Source organism: Butyrivibrio sp. AE3004, assembly GCF_000703165.1.
Taxonomy (GTDB): domain Bacteria; phylum Bacillota; class Clostridia; order Lachnospirales; family Lachnospiraceae; genus Butyrivibrio.
Genome location: NZ_JNLQ01000002.1, coordinates 125,598 through 145,158 on the forward strand (window position 1 = coordinate 125,598; position 19,561 = coordinate 145,158).

A 19,561-nucleotide genomic window follows, 5' to 3' on the forward strand; every position below is an offset into this window, starting at 1 on the left:
CTATTGATGATTGAATATAAAGAGACTGATATTCAGTGGCTTGGCTCAATACCTTCCTCGTGGGAATTGAAAAAAATCAAATATGTGTTACGAGAAAGAATTGAAAAGAATAACCCAGTAAGAACGTCTTTTATTTTATCTTTAACGGCAAAACAAGGGGTAATTCCGTATGATGAAAAAGAAGGAGGAGGCAACAAACCTAAAGAGGATGTTTCTGCATATAGATTAGCTTATCCCGGTGATATTGTAATGAATAGTATGAATATACTTTCGGGTTCTGTTGGTTTGTCAAATTATTTTGGCTGCGTAAGCCCTGTATATTACATGCTGCGTCCTAAAGATGAAGCTGATGATGTTCGTTTCTTCAATTACATATTTCAAACCACGATGTTTCAGCGTAGTCTGTTTGGCCTCGGTAATGGAATTCTTATTAAGGAATCTGGTAATGGAAAATTAAACACTATTCGAATGAGAATACCGATGGACAAATTTGGCGGATTGTATATACCTATAGCACCACGTGAGGAACAGCATGCTATTTCAGATTATTTAGATGGAAAGTGTGCGGAAATAGATTCTTTGATAAGTAATATTCAAAGAGAGATAGATACATTAGAAGCGTATAAGAAATCTGTAATTTCGGAATCTGTCACAAAGGGATTAGATCTAAACGCTGAGTTAAAAGATAGTGGCATTTTTTATATGGGACCAATAAACAGTCTTTGGGGAATTTCAAAAATAGGATATACATGTACAAAGCTAACAAGAGCTTTTAACCCCGAGGATATGGCAGTTGTTTGCTCAAATAAGGGAAAAGTATTACCGCGTGATGAAAACGCAACTGGAAAAATGGTAAGCGAAGATAATGCCATGCAAGGAATCATAAAAGGAGACATTGCGATACATGGAATGGATACTTGGCATGGTGCAATTGCCTTGTCCGATATGGACGGGAAAATCACTAGAGTTGTTCACGTCTGCGATAGCTCAGAAGATAAAAGATACATCGTATATTATATGCAATATTTGGCATTCCAAGGTGTATATAAACTCATTTCTAATGGCGTAAGAGGAAATACAAGTGACTTTAGAAGTTGGGAAAAGGTAAAGGATATTTATATACCATTACCTCCTAAAAGTGAGCAAGAGAGAATATGCAATTATCTGGATGATGTGTGCCAGGAGGTCGACTTAGCTATAGAGAAGAAGCAAGAGCAATTGGATATTCTTGAGACATATAAGAAAACAATTATATATGAATATGTAACAGGAAAGAAGGGGGTCCCCGTTAATGCTTGATATGGGCGGTTGGTATTGGTTTTTTTCTGGTGAAGAGGAAAAGCTCGAAAAGCATAGATGTGGCAAATGGATGTATTTCTTTGATGATCAGACTTTTGCGCAACAGATTTGTGAAGCAGCAATTCAATCGGGTGCATGCTATGAATGCAAGTGCACAAATATGGAAGTGCAAATGGTTGATACAGGGGTTATCTGTTTTTATCTAAATGGCGATGACATTGCTAATCATTTTAGAGTTATCAAATTCATGCTTGATCATGATTTGATAAGAAAGACAAAGACTGGGAGATATTATAACAATAGCTTTAAATTTGATGATCAGACTCGTGCTGGAGAGTATGGTGCAGATTTTGAAGGAAAAATCAAATTAAGCGAATTTATAAAACTTGATACAGGAGAATTTATAAGGAAGGAGGACAATGCAAATGGGTGAAAAGACAGATGTTGATTTCCTTGATTCAACAGATGGAGCGGCTGAATCTGGAAAGAGAATCGCTAAATATGCTGATTTGCTTGTTCATCACGCTTCGATTCTGTCAGAGAAGGAGTTTCAGAAATATCTTCTCGAAAGATTGGAACGGGACAATGGTTATATCATAAGAGATGCGAAGAACTTTGACCGTTACTTTGCTATTGATAGAGAAATGCTTTTTTCTTTCTTGAATAATACGCAGCCTGATACTATGGAATATTTAAGAAAGATATATAAGGCTGATTTGGAAGAAACCATTGTTAATTTTATTAATACAGAAACAACTAAAACTCGTGGAAGTTTGATAGAGGTACTTAAGCACGGAATTGAAATATCAAATCAGAAACTCGATTTGATGTATACAAAGCCTGCAACGTCTTTTAATCCTGAACTTACAAAGAAATACGGACAGAATATTTTTTCAGTAATGGAAGAGGTGTGGGCTAGTGATAAGGAACGAATAGATGTTGTTATTTTTTTGAATGGCTTAGCGATAATGTCATTTGAATTAAAGTGCAATGCTGCAGGCCAGTCGTATCAAGATGCTATATATCAATTCCGTACAGATCGAAATCCTAAGACAAGATTATTCATGTTCAAAGCAGGAACTTTGGTTAACTTTGCTATGGATCTCGAAGAAGTATATATGACAACTAAGCTTGATGGAGATGCAACGTTCTTCCTGCCATTTAATATGGGAAATGGTGAAGGCGTAGCAGCCGGAGCAGGTAATCCTGTTTTTGAAGATAAGTACAGTGTGTCATATATGTGGGAAGACATCCTAACCAAGGATACTGTGCTTGATTTGATAAGTAAGTTTATTTTTATAGAGACCAAAGAAAAAGTTGATGAAACTACCGGAAAAATCAAACGTTCTGAAAATCTTATATTCCCTCGATATCATCAGCTTGATGTTATAAGAAAAACTTTGGCAGATGTTCGAGAAAATGGAACGGCACAGAATTATTTAATTCAGCATAGTGCAGGTTCGGGAAAAACGAACTCAATAGCTTGGTTGGCACACAGACTTACATCGCTTCATGATGCAGACAACAAAATAATATTCAACAATATTGTGATTGTTACAGATAGAGTTGTTGTCGATCGCCAGTTGCAAAAGGCTATTATGGGCATGGAACATAAAGCCGGATTGATTCGTGTTATGGATGATAAATGTAATTCGGCGGATTTGGCAATTGCGTTAAATGGTAATACCAAAATAATTGCTACTACTATTCAGAAGTTCCCTTATATCGTAGATAGCGTTTCTGGACTGAAAGATAAGAGATTTGCGGTGATTATTGATGAGGCTCATTCATCTACTGCCGGAAAAGATATGGCGGCGGTAACGATGGCGTTGGGTTCTGGTGAAGAGGTTGAAGCTGATGTTGAGGATTTAATTTCAAGCGAGATTAAACGCAACGGAAAACAGGCAAACGTTTCTATGTTTGCGTTTACCGCTACACCTAAGCCGACTACTATTCAACTGTTTGGCAGATTAAATAAAAAGGGACAACGTGAAGCTTTCCATGTTTATTCAATGAAGCAAGCTATAGAAGAAGGCTTTATTCTTGATGTATTGCAAAACTATACTGAGTATTCTACTTTTTATCGACTCAACAAGGAGATAGAAGAAGATCCAAGGTGTAAGACAAATGAAGCTAAGCGACAGATTGCTCGTTTTATCGAACTTCATGACACTAATATTGCACAACGAGTGGAAGTCATTGTCGAGCATTTTAGAACATCTGTAATGCAAGAACTTGGTGGACAGGCCAAGGCAATGGTAATTACTGCGTCTCGTCAAGGTGCGGTGAAGTATAGGCAGGCATTTGAGGATTATATTACAAAGAAGGGATATGAAGGCATTCATGCTTTGGTAGCATTTTCGGGAAAAGTAAAATTACCGGATGATGATACTGAATATACAGAGGCATCAATGAACGGATTTTCTGAAGATCGATTGACGAGAGAGTTTGATACGGATGCATACCAAGTTCTATTGGTTGCAAATAAATATCAAACAGGATTTGATCAGCCTAAACTTTGTGCAATGTATGTTCTGAAGAAGCTTAAAGGCGTTAATGCTGTACAGACTTTATCAAGGCTTAACCGTATATGTGCACCGTATGATAAAAAGACATTTGTATTGGACTTTGTTAATACATATGAAGAGATAAAAGCCGCGTTTGCACCTTATTACACGACGACTCTATTGTCTAATTCTGTAACTCCGAGTGCAGTATACGATCTTGAAGCCAAAATTGATGCTTATTCAATTCTTGATCCTGCAGATATTGATGCGGCAAATGAGATTTTGTATTCGCAAAAAGTATCTGGAAAAGATAAGCAGCGTTTGACATTCTTCCTGCAGAAAAGCAAGAAGTTGCTTGATAACTTTGATTATGAAGAGCAAAGAAATTGTGTAGCTGTAATGCGTGGTTTTGTTAGATTTTATGAGTTCTTATTACAAGTATCAAGCTTTGAAGATACAGAACTTCACAAAAAATACAATTACGTAGCATACTTGCTTGCATATATAAACATCAAGCATCCGGGTGGAGGCTTTAATTTGGATGGAAAAATTAAAGCTACAAATTTTGTTCAGAAAAAGGGTGAAGAGCATACAAAACCGAAACTCGTAGCTGATCCGATAATGAAATTACCGATAGCAGAACATTTTGGATTAACGGAAGACAAAGAGAAAAGGCTTTCTGAAATAATAGACGAGATTAACAGTAGAACAGGTAAAAACTATGACAATGATGTTGTAGTTAAAGCTATGCTTCAGATTCGAGATATTCTGATGAAATCAGAAAAATTAAAGACAAGCGCTAAGAATAACACTCAAAAAGACTTCGAGTTTTCTTACTTCGATGATATTGATGATGCGCTGATTGAGGGCTTGTCACAAAATCAGGATTTCTTCTCATTGATGCTTTCAAATGAAGAAATGAAAAGAGAAGTACTTGGTATATTTTCAGATGAAATATATAAGAGCTTAAGAAACGCATAAATTGGGAGGTACTAGCGCAATGTTTGAAAAATATCGCTTAAAATCAGCACTGACTGAATATAAAAAGAGCTTTGAAACACGCTGGAAAGATGAAAAATACAAGTGGGAAGCGGTTCAATGTTTTCAGGTTAACTGGGAGATAAATGCCGGTAATTTCTATGAGATGTTAACCAAGGCACTTTCTCAGACAGGAAATCTTTTGGCATCTAATAACTATTTTCCGGCAAAGATGATCATCAAATTTGCGGAAATAGTGCCAGAAGAAGTACGAGCTATGTTTATAAGCTTATACGATGAAAGTAAAGATGTTTATCAGAGAATTGATGATTTTAAGCAGAAATCAAACAGCCTCTTAGAGCGATATGGAAATGGCGCAGCACAGCACTACCAGTATGAGAACACGATTACTACATACTTATGGCTCAGATATCCGGATAAATATTACATTTTTAAGCTAACAGAGATAAAGGCTGTTTCAAACGAGTTAGAGAGTGACTATCAGTTTAAAAAAGGTGCTTATGCTGACAATATTCGTAATTTCCTATCATTCTACAATGAAATCTGCGATGAGATTAAGCAGGATGATGAACTGAGGAATATGTTAGCATCTCAGCTAACTGGTACATGCTATCCTGATCCGGAGTTAAGGACTCTTACGATTGATGTTGGATTCTATATTAGCAGATACATAAGTAGTGATAATCAGTCTGCATCTACAGATGAATGGTGGCCTCAAGATTATACGCCAGCCCTTTCTGTTGATGATTGGGAAGCGTTATTGAATGATAATGATGTTTTTACTGATAGTAGTTTGGAAATAATGAAGCGAATGCTTGATTATGGCGGAAAAGCTACATGTACCCAGCTTTCAATAAAGTATGGTGAAAGCAAGAATTTTTATAATTCTGGATCGTCCGCATTGGCAAAGAGAATAGTACAGAAGACAGGGTGTCCAATTATGCCTCGCGATGAGGAAAATAGTAGATATTGGCCTGTTCTTTACGTCGGAAAGACCGCAAAGAAAGATGAAGAAGGTGCATATGTCTGGAAACTACGAGATGAGTTACTCGAAGCACTTCAGAGAGTAGATTTATCAAAGGTAAAGCTTTATGCAAATCTTGCTCCCCGTTTTTGGAAGATTAGTCACGGAAATGATTGTATTACCGATGCAGAGGCGATAACTTTCGATAAAAGAAGAGTTATCGTGGTTCATAAAGATACTGCGGCTATGGCAAAATCAAGCGTTAGCCAGGGAGAAGATTTTACTGCAAACATGAAGAAAGGCGATTTCTTCTATATGTGCCGTGGTAATAGTGTAAGACTGCTCGGAAGAATTGATACGGATGAAGTTGAAGAAAATCCGGAAAAGCAAGATGGCTGGTGCGAACGAAGCTATACAGTAATTGCAGAATCACGAGATAAAAATGCATATTCGGGAGAAAAGAAGTGGTGGACACCTAATTTCAATTCTACATGTATTCCTGTTCCTGAAGCGGATTATGCATTATTTGAGGAAAACATATTAAAGCCATACTTTGGTGTGACTAAAGACGATTTGCTAAAAGGTGATACTTCTGGCATGAATTATTGGTTTTTAAATGCAAATCCTAAGATCTGGAGTATGTCAAGCATGCCTGTAGGAGAGGTACAGGATTATACGCTTTACAATGATAATGGTAATAAGAGGCGCATTTTCCAAAACTTCCTTGATGCTAAGGCTGGAGACATGGTGATCGGTTATGAATCTACACCGGTAAAGCAGATTGTAGCCATTCTTAGAATAAGTGCGGAACAAGATGGCGAAAAAATATACTTTGAGAAACTAGAAGGCCTGACTTCTCCTATAGATTTCTCTACGCTTAAAGAGTGCTCTGAACTTGAAAAAATGGAGTACTTTGGTATGCAGCAAGGTAGCCTTTTTAAGCTTACAAAAGGAGAATATGAATTTATTCTCGATATGATACGAGAAGAAAACCCTGCTCCGGCTACAAAAGGCAACACTCCATATACAAAAGATGATTTCCTTAAGCAGGTTTATATGACAGAAGCTAAGTATGATAGATTGGCTGCTGTATTAAAAAAGAAAAAGAATGTAATCCTTCAAGGTGCTCCTGGTGTTGGTAAGACCTTTGCAGCAAAAAGACTGGCTTATTCAATTATGGGAGAAATAGATGAGGATCGCATTGAGTTTGTTCAATTCCATCAGAATTATTCTTATGAAGATTTTATGATGGGATATAAGCCTGTTGACGAGGGATTTAAGCTTAAATTTGGCATTTTTTATAGATTTTGCAAAAAAGCTGAAAATCATCCGGATAAAGATTTCTTCTTTATAATTGATGAAATCAATCGTGGTAATATGAGCAAGATTTTTGGAGAATTGCTTATGCTTATTGAGGCTGATTACCGCGATAAAAAGGCTACTTTAGCTTATAACGGATTAGAGTTTACGGTGCCCAAGCGGTTGCATATCATTGGCATGATGAATACTGCGGATCGAAGCCTTGCAATGATTGACTATGCTCTTCGTAGAAGGTTTAGTTTCTTTGATATGGAACCGGGATTTGACTCAGAAGGATTTTTAAATTATCAAAAGGGCTTTAATAGTGCAACATTTGATACTTTGGTAGAGAAGATAAAGGAACTAAATGGAGATATTTTAAAAGATCCATCATTGGGAAAAGGTTTCTGCATTGGACATAGTTATTTCTGCAATATAGATGAGTGTACAGATGATGTTCTGAAAGATATTGTTGATTTTGATATTATTCCTATGCTTAGTGAATATTGGTTTGATGACAATACAAAACTTCAGAAATGGGAAAACATTTTACATGGGGTATTTCAATGACAAGAGATAGAAGGATATTGATAAAAAACATATATCATATGCTTTCTTATGCGTTCAGTTCCCTAAATCATGAAGGCTTTCAAAACGTCGCTAAAGAGGAATTTGATAATATTCAAAATATGTTTGCCGCTATTCTGAGCAGGGGTGTAAACCTCCAGCTTAAACAAGGCCTTTATAAAGAATATGTTGAAAAAACAGAAGATTTGTCAGTCATACATGGGAAGATTAATCTTCAGGGTACAATTAGAAATAAGATTGAAAAAAGAAAACTTGTAACGTGTGACTTTGATGAGTTATCGGAGAATAACATATTCAATCAGATTATTAAGTCTTCTATGCTTTTGCTATTGAGCAGTAGTGAGGTTGAGGAACAGTATAAAAAGGAAATGAAGAAATCTTTGCTGTTTTTTTCAACTATTGATGAAGTTGCTGATTTGAAAAACATACAATGGTCATCTATTAGATTTCAGCGTAATAATCAGAGCTATAGGCTATTACTTGGAATTAGCCAGCTTATGATTGAAGGGATGATTATTACAACTGATAAGGGCATTTATAAAATTGCAACATTTGTTGATGATCAGAAGATGTGGCATTTGTTCCAGAATTTCATTCTGGAATATTATAAAAAGCACTATCCGGAACTGCGACCGCATTCACCGCAGATACCGTGGGATGTACCGGAATCAACAGATATGACATTGCTACCTACAATGCAAACGGATATTGTGCTGCATAATAAACCTAAGACGTTAATAATCGATGCTAAGTATTATTCAAAAAGTTCTTTCCAAAAGCAGTTTGATAAACAGACAATAATGTCTGGAAATCTTTATCAGATTTATACATACGTGAAGAACTATGATAACGATAACACAGGTAATGTTTCGGGGTTGCTATTGTATGCAAAAACTGATGAAGAGCTTGAAGCTAAGGCGGACTACATGATGGGGAATAATCATATCGGTATTGATAATTTAGACTTAAATGTAGAATTTGAAAACATCCGTGAAAAATTAGATTCTATAGTCGAAAGAGAACTGCTCTATGCAAGACGAATAATGGGAGCAAATTCTTGATTTACTAAGTACAGTTGTGTTTCACTAGACAAACGAAGTAATAAACAGTAAAAAAGATAGAATCAGCAAAGAAATCCAGATGGATCCTTTGCTGATTTTTTATAGGTTGGTTTTTTTGGATTTTGCTTTGGATTTTGTTTATTAAGGGGAGAATATTGGACACATAAAAAAGTAATATATTAGCGTAAGGTAAACAAAGTCAATGTTCTTACAACATAAGTTGGGGCGGGGAATGGTCATGTACTGTTTTTCGTCCCTGTGCCCTTTTGTAACAGCTTTAATGGAGAGCAGAAAGATTAGTAGTGGCACAAAAAGAAGCATATTGTAAATCGGTTTTGTTTTATAAGAAGGAGTAATTACATGGAAAGAGGAAGAATAATAACAACAGGAGTGAAAGAGTTAGATTCATTAGTACCGGGATACAGACAAGGAACATTGAATATCATTGGAGGAAGGCCTGCTGCAGGGAAGACATCATATGCGCTGGAGACCACAGCAATGATAGCTATAAATAAGAACATGCCTGTATTGTACGTATCACTTGCAGAAGGAGCAGATAAGACAAAGAAAAGGATGTATGAATTGTGCCCAGGAGCAGAATCAGAGTTGGATAAGGCATCAATTATATTTGAGGATGGATGCAATAGGCTTGATGATCTTGTGAAGAGGGCTAAAGAACTGATTAAAGAGAAAAATATAGGAGTTGTGGTCGTTGATTATCTTCAGCTTGTAAAAACTGAAGATGAAAAGCTTTCAGAGCAGCATTCTATTCGTGAGTTGAGACGGCTAGCGGAAGAAAACAATGTAGTAATCGTTTTACTATCACTGTTAAATCTTGATTTTGAGAAACGCTCAGATCATAGGCTTTATTTGACGGATTTTGATAATTATGAATGTATGATGATGAATTCTGAAAAGATTTTCATGATCCAGAATGAAAATGGAAAGAAAACCTATTATCTACACTCATATAAGTCAGAAGATAATTCTGGAATGAGTATCAGAGAATAGGCCTTTTGCAGTTTATTATTTTATAGCGATTATCGATATTAAGAACACGTAAAAATGAGCCGTGATATAATTATCATGTGGGTTTGTGCTCGCTTACATGGGCTTCTGAATCGTTAAAATATTTAGCTAATATTTGGCGGAAAATGGAGAGATTTCATATGCAACCGAGATTTGATGAAAATGATAGAGATCATATACAAAACTTACTGCAAATAAATGAAAAAGCAAATTATAGAAAGAAAGAAAACACTATTTGTGTTTGGAGGCTTGGAACGGGAAGTCCTGCTACTAGAGCAGAGGTGGTACTTAAGAGACTGGATATCCAAGTGTATGTTGGTGAGGACACTCCGGCTTACAATGAAGTTAAGAGAATTGGAAAAGAATTCTTTGATAATCATTTGAAACATTCTCAATATGAGATAGCGCTTCGCTTTAGATCAATTAGCCAGGCAGAACCTGTCTTATTGGCATTAGCATCAGGATTTGGAACAAATACAAAGCCAGGAAAGAGAAATCTTGAAGCTTCTGACGAACGAAATGTGCTAAGCGCTTTAGTGGAACATATGAAGCAAAATGGTATAGTCTTTTCTTCTGATTATTCCAAAGGAGATTTGTCAAAGGCGTATGCAATTATGGGAGGAAAGTCTTCTGTAATATATCGCCAAGATGCAGATGACGGTGTAAACGGATACTTGATTACTTGTTACAAGGACGGCAAGGACAGAGATCGTCTTTGCTCTGAACTGGGCAAAGAATGGTTCAAGAATGGTGAATCTACTCGCCCTTACAAAATTCAGATTGAAAGAACTGAGATTGATAAGGCAATTGAGATTCTAAAGAAGAACCCGCTTAATACTGCTGACGAGCTTGAGGAAGAAAATGTAAAAGCTGAGATGCATGAGCCTGTGAAGTGGCTTATTTCAGCAAACAAGTCATTTGACACAGTCAGGGCTTTTAATGAGCTTGGAACACTGGATTGGAATCAGGGTGTTTATAAGCTAAGAGAAGGAGATATTGTATATATTTATCTTGGGAAGCCAATACAGAAGGTCAGGGTTAAGTGTCAGGTTGTCAAAGCTGATATGCCTTATTCTGAAATAGATGATAGGAAATATATCACCGGTGTAACAGATGATGAAATACAGGATTATGATCCTGTGTCATATGGAAATACAATGAGATTAACTATTCTTGAGGAGTTTGTTGAGTCTGATCTATTTGGTGCAAAGGCTCTTGAAGAACATGGGATTTTGGGGCAGATAAGAACTCCAAGAACTATTACCGGAGAAGCACTGGATTATTTTAATGAGATTGATGTTGATGATAATATACTCAAATACTTCAGTGAGGATGAAATTATCATTAACGAAGCTGCTTTAGAGACTGATGAAGTCGTTCTTGATGATAGTGAAATAGAAGAGGAAGAAATCCTTGGAGAAGAGCGTGAAGTAATAACGAAAGCCAGAGTTAATCAGTCAAAATTCAGACAGAAGCTTATTGATAGATATGGCCAGTGTGCACTTTGTGGAATGAATATGAAAGAACTTTTGGTGGCCAGTCACATTAAGCCTTGGGTTGAAAGTGCTGCAAAGGAGAAGACTTCGGTAGAAAATGGACTTCTGTTATGCCCTAATCACGATAAACTTTTTGATCAGGGGTATATTGCATTTGAAAATGATGGCTCAATACTTATTTCATCTCTTATCGATGAAGAGAATTACGAGCTGCTTGGCATAAATGAAAACATGAAAATTGAACTTACAGAAGAGAATGTGCCATTTATTGAATATCATAGACAAAACAAGCATATTTGGTAGAGGAGTGCTATGAAGATAATTCTTTCCAGAAAAGGTTTTGATGCTGACAACGGTGGAACAGCTAGTCCTATACTCCCGGATGGGACCATGCTTTCTTTTCCTATTCCTCAGGGTGGAAGTGGCTTAAGATTTAGCCAGATTCGTTATGGTGAAACAACATATTCGAAGTTATGGAAGGAATTGAAACCCGGACAAACTGAGTTTGCAAAGTTTTGCCATTTGGATCCGGATTTAAGACCTAATGCAAGGAAAGAGCTTCCTGAGAATTGGGTACCCATTTTTGGTCAAGCCAGCATAGCGGAGAAACACCTGGAGAACCAAGGCGTTGAGAGAGGCGACTTGTTTATGTTTTTTGGGTGGTTCCGCGAAACCGAGGAAGTAGATGGAAACATAAAGTACAAGCGAGGTGGCAGGGATATTCATGCCTTATATGGATATCTTCAGATAGGAAGTATTGTCCATGGCCCGGCCTGTGGAAGATACAGTTGGCACCCACATGCAAAATCTGTGAGTCTTGATAATACTATGTATATAGCTTCAGAGAAACTGATAATCGATGGTGAAGACACTGGCTTACCGGGGTATGGCGTATTCAAGTTTTCTGAGAAGGTGCAGCTTACAATGCCAGGGCAATCCAGATCAAGATGGTTGCTGCCTGCGTGCTTTAAAAATGTAAACATCTCCATGCATGATAAGGATTGCTTCAAGAAGGAAGGATATTTTCAATCTGTTGGCCGTGGTCAGGAATTTGTAGTCTCTGAAAGTAAACGCGTCACAAATTGGGCATATAAGATAATCAGAGAGAATATCGATATGTCCAATTATGGCAATCAGATACCTAAAACCACTGCTATGGAAGAAAAAGTAAAAGCAGTGCCCAAAACCAGGAGCTCAAGGAAAGGCTTTGATTTTGGGAATGCTAATGATGCACAGAAAGAGGCAATACAGACTACTGAAGGACCATTGCTGATAATTGCAGGTCCCGGAACAGGAAAGACCTATACTCTTGTTAAGAGAGTTGTATATTTGATTACAGAAAAGAACGTGCATCCAGAAGAAATAATGGTTGCAACATTTACGGAAAAAGCTGCTAAAGAGCTTATTACACGTGTAACTAATGAGTTGTATGCAGTTGGAGTTTCTATTGATCTCAATGAGATGTACATCGGCACATTTCATTCTATTTGTTTGCGCATTCTTAAGGAGCATCTTGAGTATACCAGGTTAAAAAAGAATTACAGAGCACTTGATCAATTTGAGCAGCAGTATCTTGTGTTTCAGAAAATAGGTCAATTCCGACGACTGCCTAATTATGATGCGGTTATTACCAAAGACAGCGCATGGAATCCGGCGGGTGAGATTGTTAAATATGTAAATTCACTGGTAGAAGAATTAGTAGATGTAGACAAGATGCTTAAAGATCGTGATCCGCAGATTTCAGGCCTTGCACATATTGTAAAAAAGTACCAGGAAATTATTGAAGAGGAGAATTATATTGATTTTTCTGGTTTGCAAACGGAAACATACAGGTTGTTCAATGAGCATCATGAAATTCTGGAAGAACTGCAGCAGAAGATAAAGTATTTGATGGTTGATGAATACCAGGATACTAACTTCATCCAGGAAGAACTGGTATTTATGATTGCGGGAAAAAGAAAGAATATTTGTGTGGTTGGTGATGATGATCAGGGCCTTTATAGGTTTAGAGGTGCGACCATCAGAAACATCCTGGAATTTCCGTCACATTTTCCTAAGAATAAGTGTAAGCAGGTAAAACTTGTTAATAATTATCGTTCGGAAGCTCAAATAATAGATTTTTATAATCAATGGATGCATGAAACAGGAGATTATAATCATTTCTTTGATTGGGGGAATTTCAGGTTCGATAAGATCATAAAGGCGGAGAAAGCAAATTGTTATAATGGGACATCTGTATTCAAATGCTCAGGCAATGATCCTACTGACTGGCATGAAAATGTCCTTGCCTTTATAACTTCATTGAAAAAGAAGAAGCAGCTTACTGATCTTAATCAGATAGCTTTTCTGACTAAATCTGTTAAGAATGACAAGATACGAGGTCTGATCAATTATCTGGAAGAAAATGGTATTCAGGTATATTCGCCAAGATCGGATATGTTTTTTGCACGCCAGGAAGTTATGGAAGTACTTGGATGTTTAATGCTTTGCTTTCCGGATTATGCGAATAAGCTTGAAAAAAGACAGTTCGCATATGATTTTGACAAGCTATATGAGTATTATGACGAATGTATTTATTGTGCACAGGAGCTGATATCTGATAGAAAGAATCCGTTGAAAAAGTGGATTGATGAGAAACAGAAAGTGCATAGTACTTTGGCTGGCAAGAGTACAGATTATGCGTTTGTGGATCTTTTATATCAACTATTACAATTTGAACCCTTCAGTGATTATATCGGAATAGATATGAAATCTGGTGTGGTCGATGAGAGACCAGCGCGCAATCTGGCAATGCTTTCTTCAGTTCTGGGGAATTATGAGTATATTCATAGAATTGATGTCTTGTCAGGGAAGAGCATAGAAAGAGATGTGGAGTGGTTATTCAATACATTCTTCAGATTTCTTCATGACGGTGGAATACAAGAATATGAAGATGATGCTGAATATGCACCAAGTGGTTGCGTTTCATTTATGACTATTCATCAGTCCAAAGGAATGGAATTTCCGGTAGTAATTGTTGATTCACTTCATCTTTATCCCAGAGAAAATACCAGAGAACGGGATTTGGCAATGCTACTAAGAAAGGTCGAGTCCAAGTATTATCACAGGAAGACTTTTGAACACTATGATGACATCATATATTTCGATTTCTGGCGGCTATACTATACAGCCTTTTCAAGGGCGCAGAATATGCTTGTTCTTTCCTGCGCTGAAGTTCCGAGGGGATTTTGGCGTACACCAAGTTGGGCCTTTAAAGGTATGTATGATCGATTGGAATCATATGAAGATGTTGATTTGACAAAGATTAAGCTTGATAAAGTAAAGCCTGTAAACTTAAAAGACACATTCTCTTTTACATCACACATCGCATTGTATGAGAATTGTTCTGTTCAATACAAATTTTTTAAAGAATTGGGCTTTGAGCAAAAGAGAATAGGTGCGACACTCTTTGGAACTCTTGTGCATGAGACTATTGAAGATGTTCATAAAGCTGCACTTCGCAATGAGGAAGATGTGATAGATGCTGACAACATCAGGGATTGGCTTAATACAAATTACAATACGTTGTCTAAGAAAGAACATTCGTATTTGGGACAACAGCAGATAGAAACAGCATATAAGCAGGTTCTAAGGTATGTGCAGAAAAATGGCCCTGATTGGTCCAGAATTCAGGAGGCAGAGGTAGAAGTATCATTGGTAAAACCAGATTATATCCTCATGGGTCAAGTGGATCTTATCAGGGGAAAAGGAGATACTGTCGAGATTGTTGACTTCAAATCCGAGAAGAAGCCTGATAACACGATGGAGAATGAACTCTTTGAAAGATACAGAAAGCAATTGGAAGTCTATGCATATCTTGTAGAGGAGAAGACCGGAAGAAAAGTCAGTAAGATGCATTTGTATTATACAGGTGATGAATCCGGTAATCCATTAGTTTCTTTTGACAAATCTAAGGATAGTCTGGATAAAACAATACGGGAATTTGACGATGTTGTTGATCATATCCATGCTAAAGACTTTAGTCATAAGGCCAAGGATAAAAAGTCGTGTGCCAACTGTGATATGAGATACTATTGTCATAAGAAGTGATTCGCAGATAGGGGAGAGGACTGCTATGATTTCAAAACAGAGATATGAAACAATGAAAAAAGAATTTGGAACGATATCAAGTTGGGCTGTTTGGGCTCCTGCTGTAGATAGTCCCAAGTCTGGAGTGGGAGATCTTTCCGTGTTCGAAAGTAGTGATCTGTTGGATGTTTTGAATCCGAATTATGTTTTTGTAGGTCTCAATTGTTCCAGTACACATATTCCAAAGCCTGGATCTCCATCAGTTAGAATTTGGGGTAATTTCCATAGTACTGATAACAGAAGGCAACATGATTATAAACTTCGTTACGCCCTCAAAGACACTCCTTATTGGGGCGGATATATAACTGATATCATTAAGCATCACGCAGAAGTGGATTCAAGTAAGGTGTCAAGGTTCTTGAGCAGTCATCCTGAAGTGGTTGAGGAAAACATTGCGTTGTTTGAACGCGAAATAGAAATACTGGGGACAAAACCGGTGTTGGTGGCGCTTGGTGGGAAAGTTCATGAGATTTTAACGTCATATGTGGATAGTAAGTATGAGATAGTAAAGGTAAAGCATTATTCTTATACAATTGGAAAAGAGGATTATAGAAGAGAAATGCTCGATGCACTTTCAAAGAAATAATGGACCATTTAGAATCTATAGCTGGAGCATATTTATGGAACTATAAAAATAGCATAACAAACACGGAATATGGCCCAAAATTAGCATCAAATGATGCTATAATATTGGAAGCGGGGGCGTTGTTTCCTCGCTTTTCATATTTAAAGATTATATGGAGCTAATAATATGGCGGTTACTCAGGTCAATCTATTTAAGGATGAAGAAAAACTTAAAGAGAAAGTATATGGGGAATTAGACAGACGCAAAGAGGAAGCAGCTGGAGATGTTACTTCTGCCAAGAAAACATTAGATCATGGAGCGTTCGAGGATCAAGATGCTTTTGTGCCAAATTCGCAACTGGCAGGAGCGAGGGAAAGAAGGCATAAGACGGAACGTTTGGTTGGAATGCTGTACGATAGGCCTTACTTTGCGCATGTCAAGGTGAAGTATGATGGTGACGGATACGAAGATGATTATTTTTTATCTGATTGCGAGACATTGGATGAATCCGTTCCAATAAAAAATGGTGGAATGTTATTGCCATTTAAACAGGATGATAGAAGGCCAATTTCTGGAGCTTTGTTTTCATGCTACCAAGCAAAAAATGGAAAAAGGGCATCATACAAAGTTAACGATGAAGTATTTAGCTTTATTGCTCAATTAATCTGCGATACCGATATCGAGAGCAGAGTACTTAGGAATGTTAACCAGTATTATCCAAAACCGGAGACAACACAGGTTACTGCAGATGAGTTGCTGGAGTCAAGGCTTGATGAAAATCGTAGTGACCCTTCACTTAGAAATATCATATCTACGCTGCAGCTTCAACAGTTTGAGATTATTGGATCGGATGTAAGTGAGAACTTTGTTGTTCAAGGATGTGCTGGATCAGGTAAATCACAGTGTTTGATTCATAGACTGTTCTTCTTTAGAGCAGTTTTGGCTAAAGATGGTTGGGACAAGGTTTTGCTTATTACCCCATCAAAGCTTTTCCGACATTATTCATCAGGACTGATGAAGAGGTATCAGTTAACTAGTATTAATGACTGTTCGATTTCAGATTTGTACATAGAAATGTTGGGAAAATATGATGATCGTTTCATGGATCGTCAATATGTTTTTCAGACGACAGAGGAGTATCTTCCCGATGAATACTTACATGAAATCTATGATGAGGCAAACGTTAGTGGTATTGAATCTGAAATAGATAAAGCTATAAATAGTTATGTCAAGGCAGGGTGTGATGCACTTGGAATCGAGATTCCTGCAAGAATATCATCAAGCGTAATTAGCGATATTGTAAAAAAATTAGATGAAGCTATAACTGTATTTGATGAGAGAGAAAAGTCTCTTCAAGAAAATGAGGAGTACCAAAATAAGCGATCAGAGTATGAAAAACTCGTTAAATCATTAGAATCAACGCAAAGAAAACTTCAAAGAAATAAAGATGAACTGGCTAGGAATATAAATAATCAGGAAGAACTTGCAAAGGCCATTCAGAGTCTTGAAGATATTGAAAAAGAAAAACAAGAGTGGATAGATTTAAGAGAGAAGCAGGTTAGCAATGCAATCGCAGAACTTGAAACTATAAGCAGGAAAGTTGATAGAGGTACTGATTTACAGGCACCCGCTAAATATGCGAAACAGATATTTATTGTAAAAGATCTTACTGAAGGAAAAAGTTACTCTGCTTTTGTAGAAGAACTTGATTATTACGATGAACTGATTGGCCTTGCCAATAATGAGATTCAGGACATAACAAGAGATAAAAAGCCAAAGAATGTAATTACAAGATACCAAAAGCGCCAGGAAGAGATAAATGAGAATATCAAGAATTTAGGTGTTGAAGTAGAAGATATTTCTACAAAGATGGAAGAATATGCTGAATGGCTAAGGAATGTCGCAAATGAACATGATGGACAAGAAGCTAAAAGTACATTGCTACGGTCAGAGATGCAGCAGGCAAGGTATTTCCTCTCACGTATTGAGAGCACTGTCTTTGAGAAAGAAGTTTGGAACGCATTAGCTCCAGTTAAAGAAAAATACAGTATTCAAACTATGGAGATTGAAGAACTGGCAGACGGAAAACGCAAAGAGAGTAGGATTCTGTATAAGGCAGATTTACTGTTCTACATAAGGATATATATGAAGCTTCATCCCAGCTTTAGTTTGCCTCAATTCAATCTGATTTGCATAGATGAAGGTCAAGATCTTCATAGAGCAGATTATGATATTCTACATGGATTATATCCAAAGGCTGTGTTTAATATTTTTGGAGACGTAGATCAGGTTTTACATGCATCATGCGGAATAAGTGATTGGAAGGCTCAAACTGGTATAGAGAAGATCTATCCACTGGAAACAAACTACAGAAATACAGCTGCAATAGTAGACTTCTGCAATAAGCAGTTTGGCGTAAAGATGAATTACCTGGGTAAGGTTAAGAAAAGCCAAAATCCAGTTGTTATTTCTGATTGGAATGAAGCGCGCGACGTTATTGTTAACAAGAATCTGGTTATAATTGTTAAGGACAAGGAAGCCTTTGAAAAGCTTTGCAAGAACACTGGATTAGACCTGGGCAATATCGTATATCTTGATACTACATCTGAAAAGCCAGAGGATGATGTAAAAGAATGTTACTCAATATATGCCGCTAAAGGATTGGAGTTCCCAGAAGTATTTGTATATGCAAATGGAATGACAAAGAATCAAAAGGTCGTAGCATGTACTAGAGCGATGGGAGGTTTATATTATTATGAATAATCAAGCAGAAATATTCCGCCAGGAAAACGATGAGATGATAATGCAACTCATTGAAAGCCTTGATGCAATTATAAAGAAATTTGATGAAGGTGTGATTCCTGGAGATCCGGAAAAAGCAGATGCTCTCTACATGCTGAATAAGTATCTGGATTCATTGATTGGCTTTAAGGCGCGGAAAATGCAGGCATTTTCCAAGGTGAGAGATAATTCTGAAAGAAAATTCGATGAAGAAGAGATTATATCTGAGCTATTAGAAAAGAAAGAGTATTTAAAGCAACTCGTTAGAATTGGCTGGGAAAAAATGATACCAGTTGATGATGCTGAATTAAGTGATGGAAAGGATAGTCTTCTTGTTGATGAAGGTTATTTGGATGAGATAGTCACAGGTTCAAAGGAGACGCATTATTATGTTTTAAGTAATAAGGGCGAGAAGACACTAAAAAGCAAAAAGTTATTTTCTAAAATCCGCAAGGATTTGTCGACTTCTGTCATTCCTCAAGCGGTTGTCAATGAATCATTCAAGTGGAGCAATTTATATGTTAGGCGAGTAGAAATGATAAATGAGTATTTTAAAAGGTTAAGGGGGAACGCCGAGCATATAATTTTTTCACTGGATAATTCTAAGGATATGGTGTTTGGGTGTGAAGTAGATGGTTCTGCAGATGTAAATTATGTTTTTGCTGGAATATTTGATGAAAAAATTGATGAACATATTTCCAAGTTAAAAGGAATAGCCAATTCTGGCCTTGTTGATCAAATTATAATTCTAAATAGTTCAGAGGATGGAAGGGCTCTTTTAGAAGGAGAGGGCCTCAATACAAAAGCATTATCAAATATCAGATATGAAATTATTAAATAGGGGT

The 19,561-nt window shown here is 36.9% G+C and carries 11 protein-coding genes; all 11 read left to right on the top strand.

Annotated features, from left to right (window positions below):
- Window positions 1-6: 6 nt before the first annotated feature.
- The 11 genes from BV60_RS0102935 (at window position 7) to BV60_RS0102985 (ending at window position 19,557) form a co-directional block, all read left to right on the top strand.
- Entirely contained in the window at window positions 7-1,299 is a 1,293-nt protein-coding gene (locus BV60_RS0102935; protein WP_029319379.1) for a restriction endonuclease subunit S, read from the top strand.
- Window positions 1,292-1,732 carry a hypothetical protein gene (locus tag BV60_RS0102940; RefSeq protein WP_029319381.1) on the top strand — a complete coding sequence of 147 codons (441 nt, stop codon included), beginning with the start codon at window positions 1,292-1,294 and terminating at the stop codon, window positions 1,730-1,732. The genes BV60_RS0102935 and BV60_RS0102940 overlap by 8 nt, the downstream gene beginning before the upstream one ends.
- Window positions 1,725-4,787, top strand: coding sequence for a type I restriction endonuclease subunit R (locus BV60_RS0102945; protein WP_081846557.1), 3,063 nt, complete (start codon window positions 1,725-1,727; stop codon window positions 4,785-4,787). The genes BV60_RS0102940 and BV60_RS0102945 overlap by 8 nt, the downstream gene beginning before the upstream one ends.
- Window positions 4,788-4,806: 19 nt before the next feature.
- The gene (locus tag BV60_RS0102950; protein ID WP_029319384.1) at window positions 4,807-7,638 is read left to right on the top strand and encodes an AAA family ATPase; all 2,832 of its coding nucleotides are present in this window, start codon (window positions 4,807-4,809) and stop codon (window positions 7,636-7,638) included.
- Window positions 7,635-8,717, top strand: a complete 1,083-nt coding sequence (mcrC, locus tag BV60_RS0102955) for a 5-methylcytosine-specific restriction endonuclease system specificity protein McrC (RefSeq protein ID WP_029319386.1) — start codon at window positions 7,635-7,637, stop codon at window positions 8,715-8,717. Before BV60_RS0102950 ends, mcrC begins: the two co-directional genes overlap by 4 nt.
- A gap of 360 nt (window positions 8,718-9,077) precedes the next feature.
- Window positions 9,078-9,728 carry a DnaB-like helicase C-terminal domain-containing protein gene (locus tag BV60_RS0102960; protein ID WP_029319388.1) on the top strand — a complete coding sequence of 217 codons (651 nt, stop codon included), beginning with the start codon at window positions 9,078-9,080 and terminating at the stop codon, window positions 9,726-9,728.
- A gap of 158 nt (window positions 9,729-9,886) precedes the next feature.
- Window positions 9,887-11,545: an HNH endonuclease gene (locus BV60_RS21605; RefSeq protein ID WP_051656479.1), complete on the top strand. Its 1,659-nt coding sequence runs from the start codon at window positions 9,887-9,889 to the stop codon at window positions 11,543-11,545.
- Window positions 11,546-11,554: 9 nt separating this feature from the next.
- Window positions 11,555-15,331 carry a UvrD-helicase domain-containing protein gene (locus BV60_RS0102970; RefSeq protein ID WP_197029513.1) on the top strand — a complete coding sequence of 1,259 codons (3,777 nt, stop codon included), beginning with the start codon at window positions 11,555-11,557 and terminating at the stop codon, window positions 15,329-15,331.
- A 25-nt stretch (window positions 15,332-15,356) separates the two neighbouring features.
- Window positions 15,357-15,956, top strand: a complete 600-nt coding sequence (locus tag BV60_RS0102975) for a hypothetical protein (protein WP_029319393.1) — start codon at window positions 15,357-15,359, stop codon at window positions 15,954-15,956.
- A gap of 165 nt (window positions 15,957-16,121) precedes the next feature.
- Window positions 16,122-18,698 (top strand): hypothetical protein, encoded by a 2,577-nt coding sequence (locus BV60_RS0102980; RefSeq protein ID WP_029319394.1) that lies wholly within the window; start codon window positions 16,122-16,124, stop codon window positions 18,696-18,698.
- The gene (locus BV60_RS0102985; RefSeq protein ID WP_029319395.1) at window positions 18,691-19,557 is read left to right on the top strand and encodes a hypothetical protein; all 867 of its coding nucleotides are present in this window, start codon (window positions 18,691-18,693) and stop codon (window positions 19,555-19,557) included. The genes BV60_RS0102980 and BV60_RS0102985 overlap by 8 nt, the downstream gene beginning before the upstream one ends.
- Window positions 19,558-19,561: the final 4 nt, after the last annotated feature.

Excerpts from the sequence above, each read along its gene's own strand:
- BV60_RS0102985 (WP_029319395.1), top strand. The coding sequence starts at position 18,691 with ATGAATAATCAAGCAGAAATATTCCGCCAGGAAAACGATGAGATGATA.
- mcrC (WP_029319386.1), top strand. The coding sequence starts at position 7,635 with ATGACAAGAGATAGAAGGATATTGATAAAAAACATATATCATATGCTT.
- BV60_RS0102960 (WP_029319388.1), top strand. The coding sequence starts at position 9,078 with ATGGAAAGAGGAAGAATAATAACAACAGGAGTGAAAGAGTTAGATTCA.
- BV60_RS0102975 (WP_029319393.1), top strand. The coding sequence starts at position 15,357 with ATGATTTCAAAACAGAGATATGAAACAATGAAAAAAGAATTTGGAACG.
- BV60_RS21605 (WP_051656479.1), top strand. The coding sequence starts at position 9,887 with ATGCAACCGAGATTTGATGAAAATGATAGAGATCATATACAAAACTTA.
- BV60_RS0102935 (WP_029319379.1), top strand. The coding sequence starts at position 7 with ATGATTGAATATAAAGAGACTGATATTCAGTGGCTTGGCTCAATACCT.
- BV60_RS0102950 (WP_029319384.1), top strand. The coding sequence starts at position 4,807 with ATGTTTGAAAAATATCGCTTAAAATCAGCACTGACTGAATATAAAAAG.
- BV60_RS0102945 (WP_081846557.1), top strand. The coding sequence starts at position 1,725 with ATGGGTGAAAAGACAGATGTTGATTTCCTTGATTCAACAGATGGAGCG.
- BV60_RS0102940 (WP_029319381.1), top strand. The coding sequence starts at position 1,292 with ATGCTTGATATGGGCGGTTGGTATTGGTTTTTTTCTGGTGAAGAGGAA.
- BV60_RS0102970 (WP_197029513.1), top strand. The coding sequence starts at position 11,555 with ATGAAGATAATTCTTTCCAGAAAAGGTTTTGATGCTGACAACGGTGGA.
- BV60_RS0102980 (WP_029319394.1), top strand. The coding sequence starts at position 16,122 with ATGGCGGTTACTCAGGTCAATCTATTTAAGGATGAAGAAAAACTTAAA.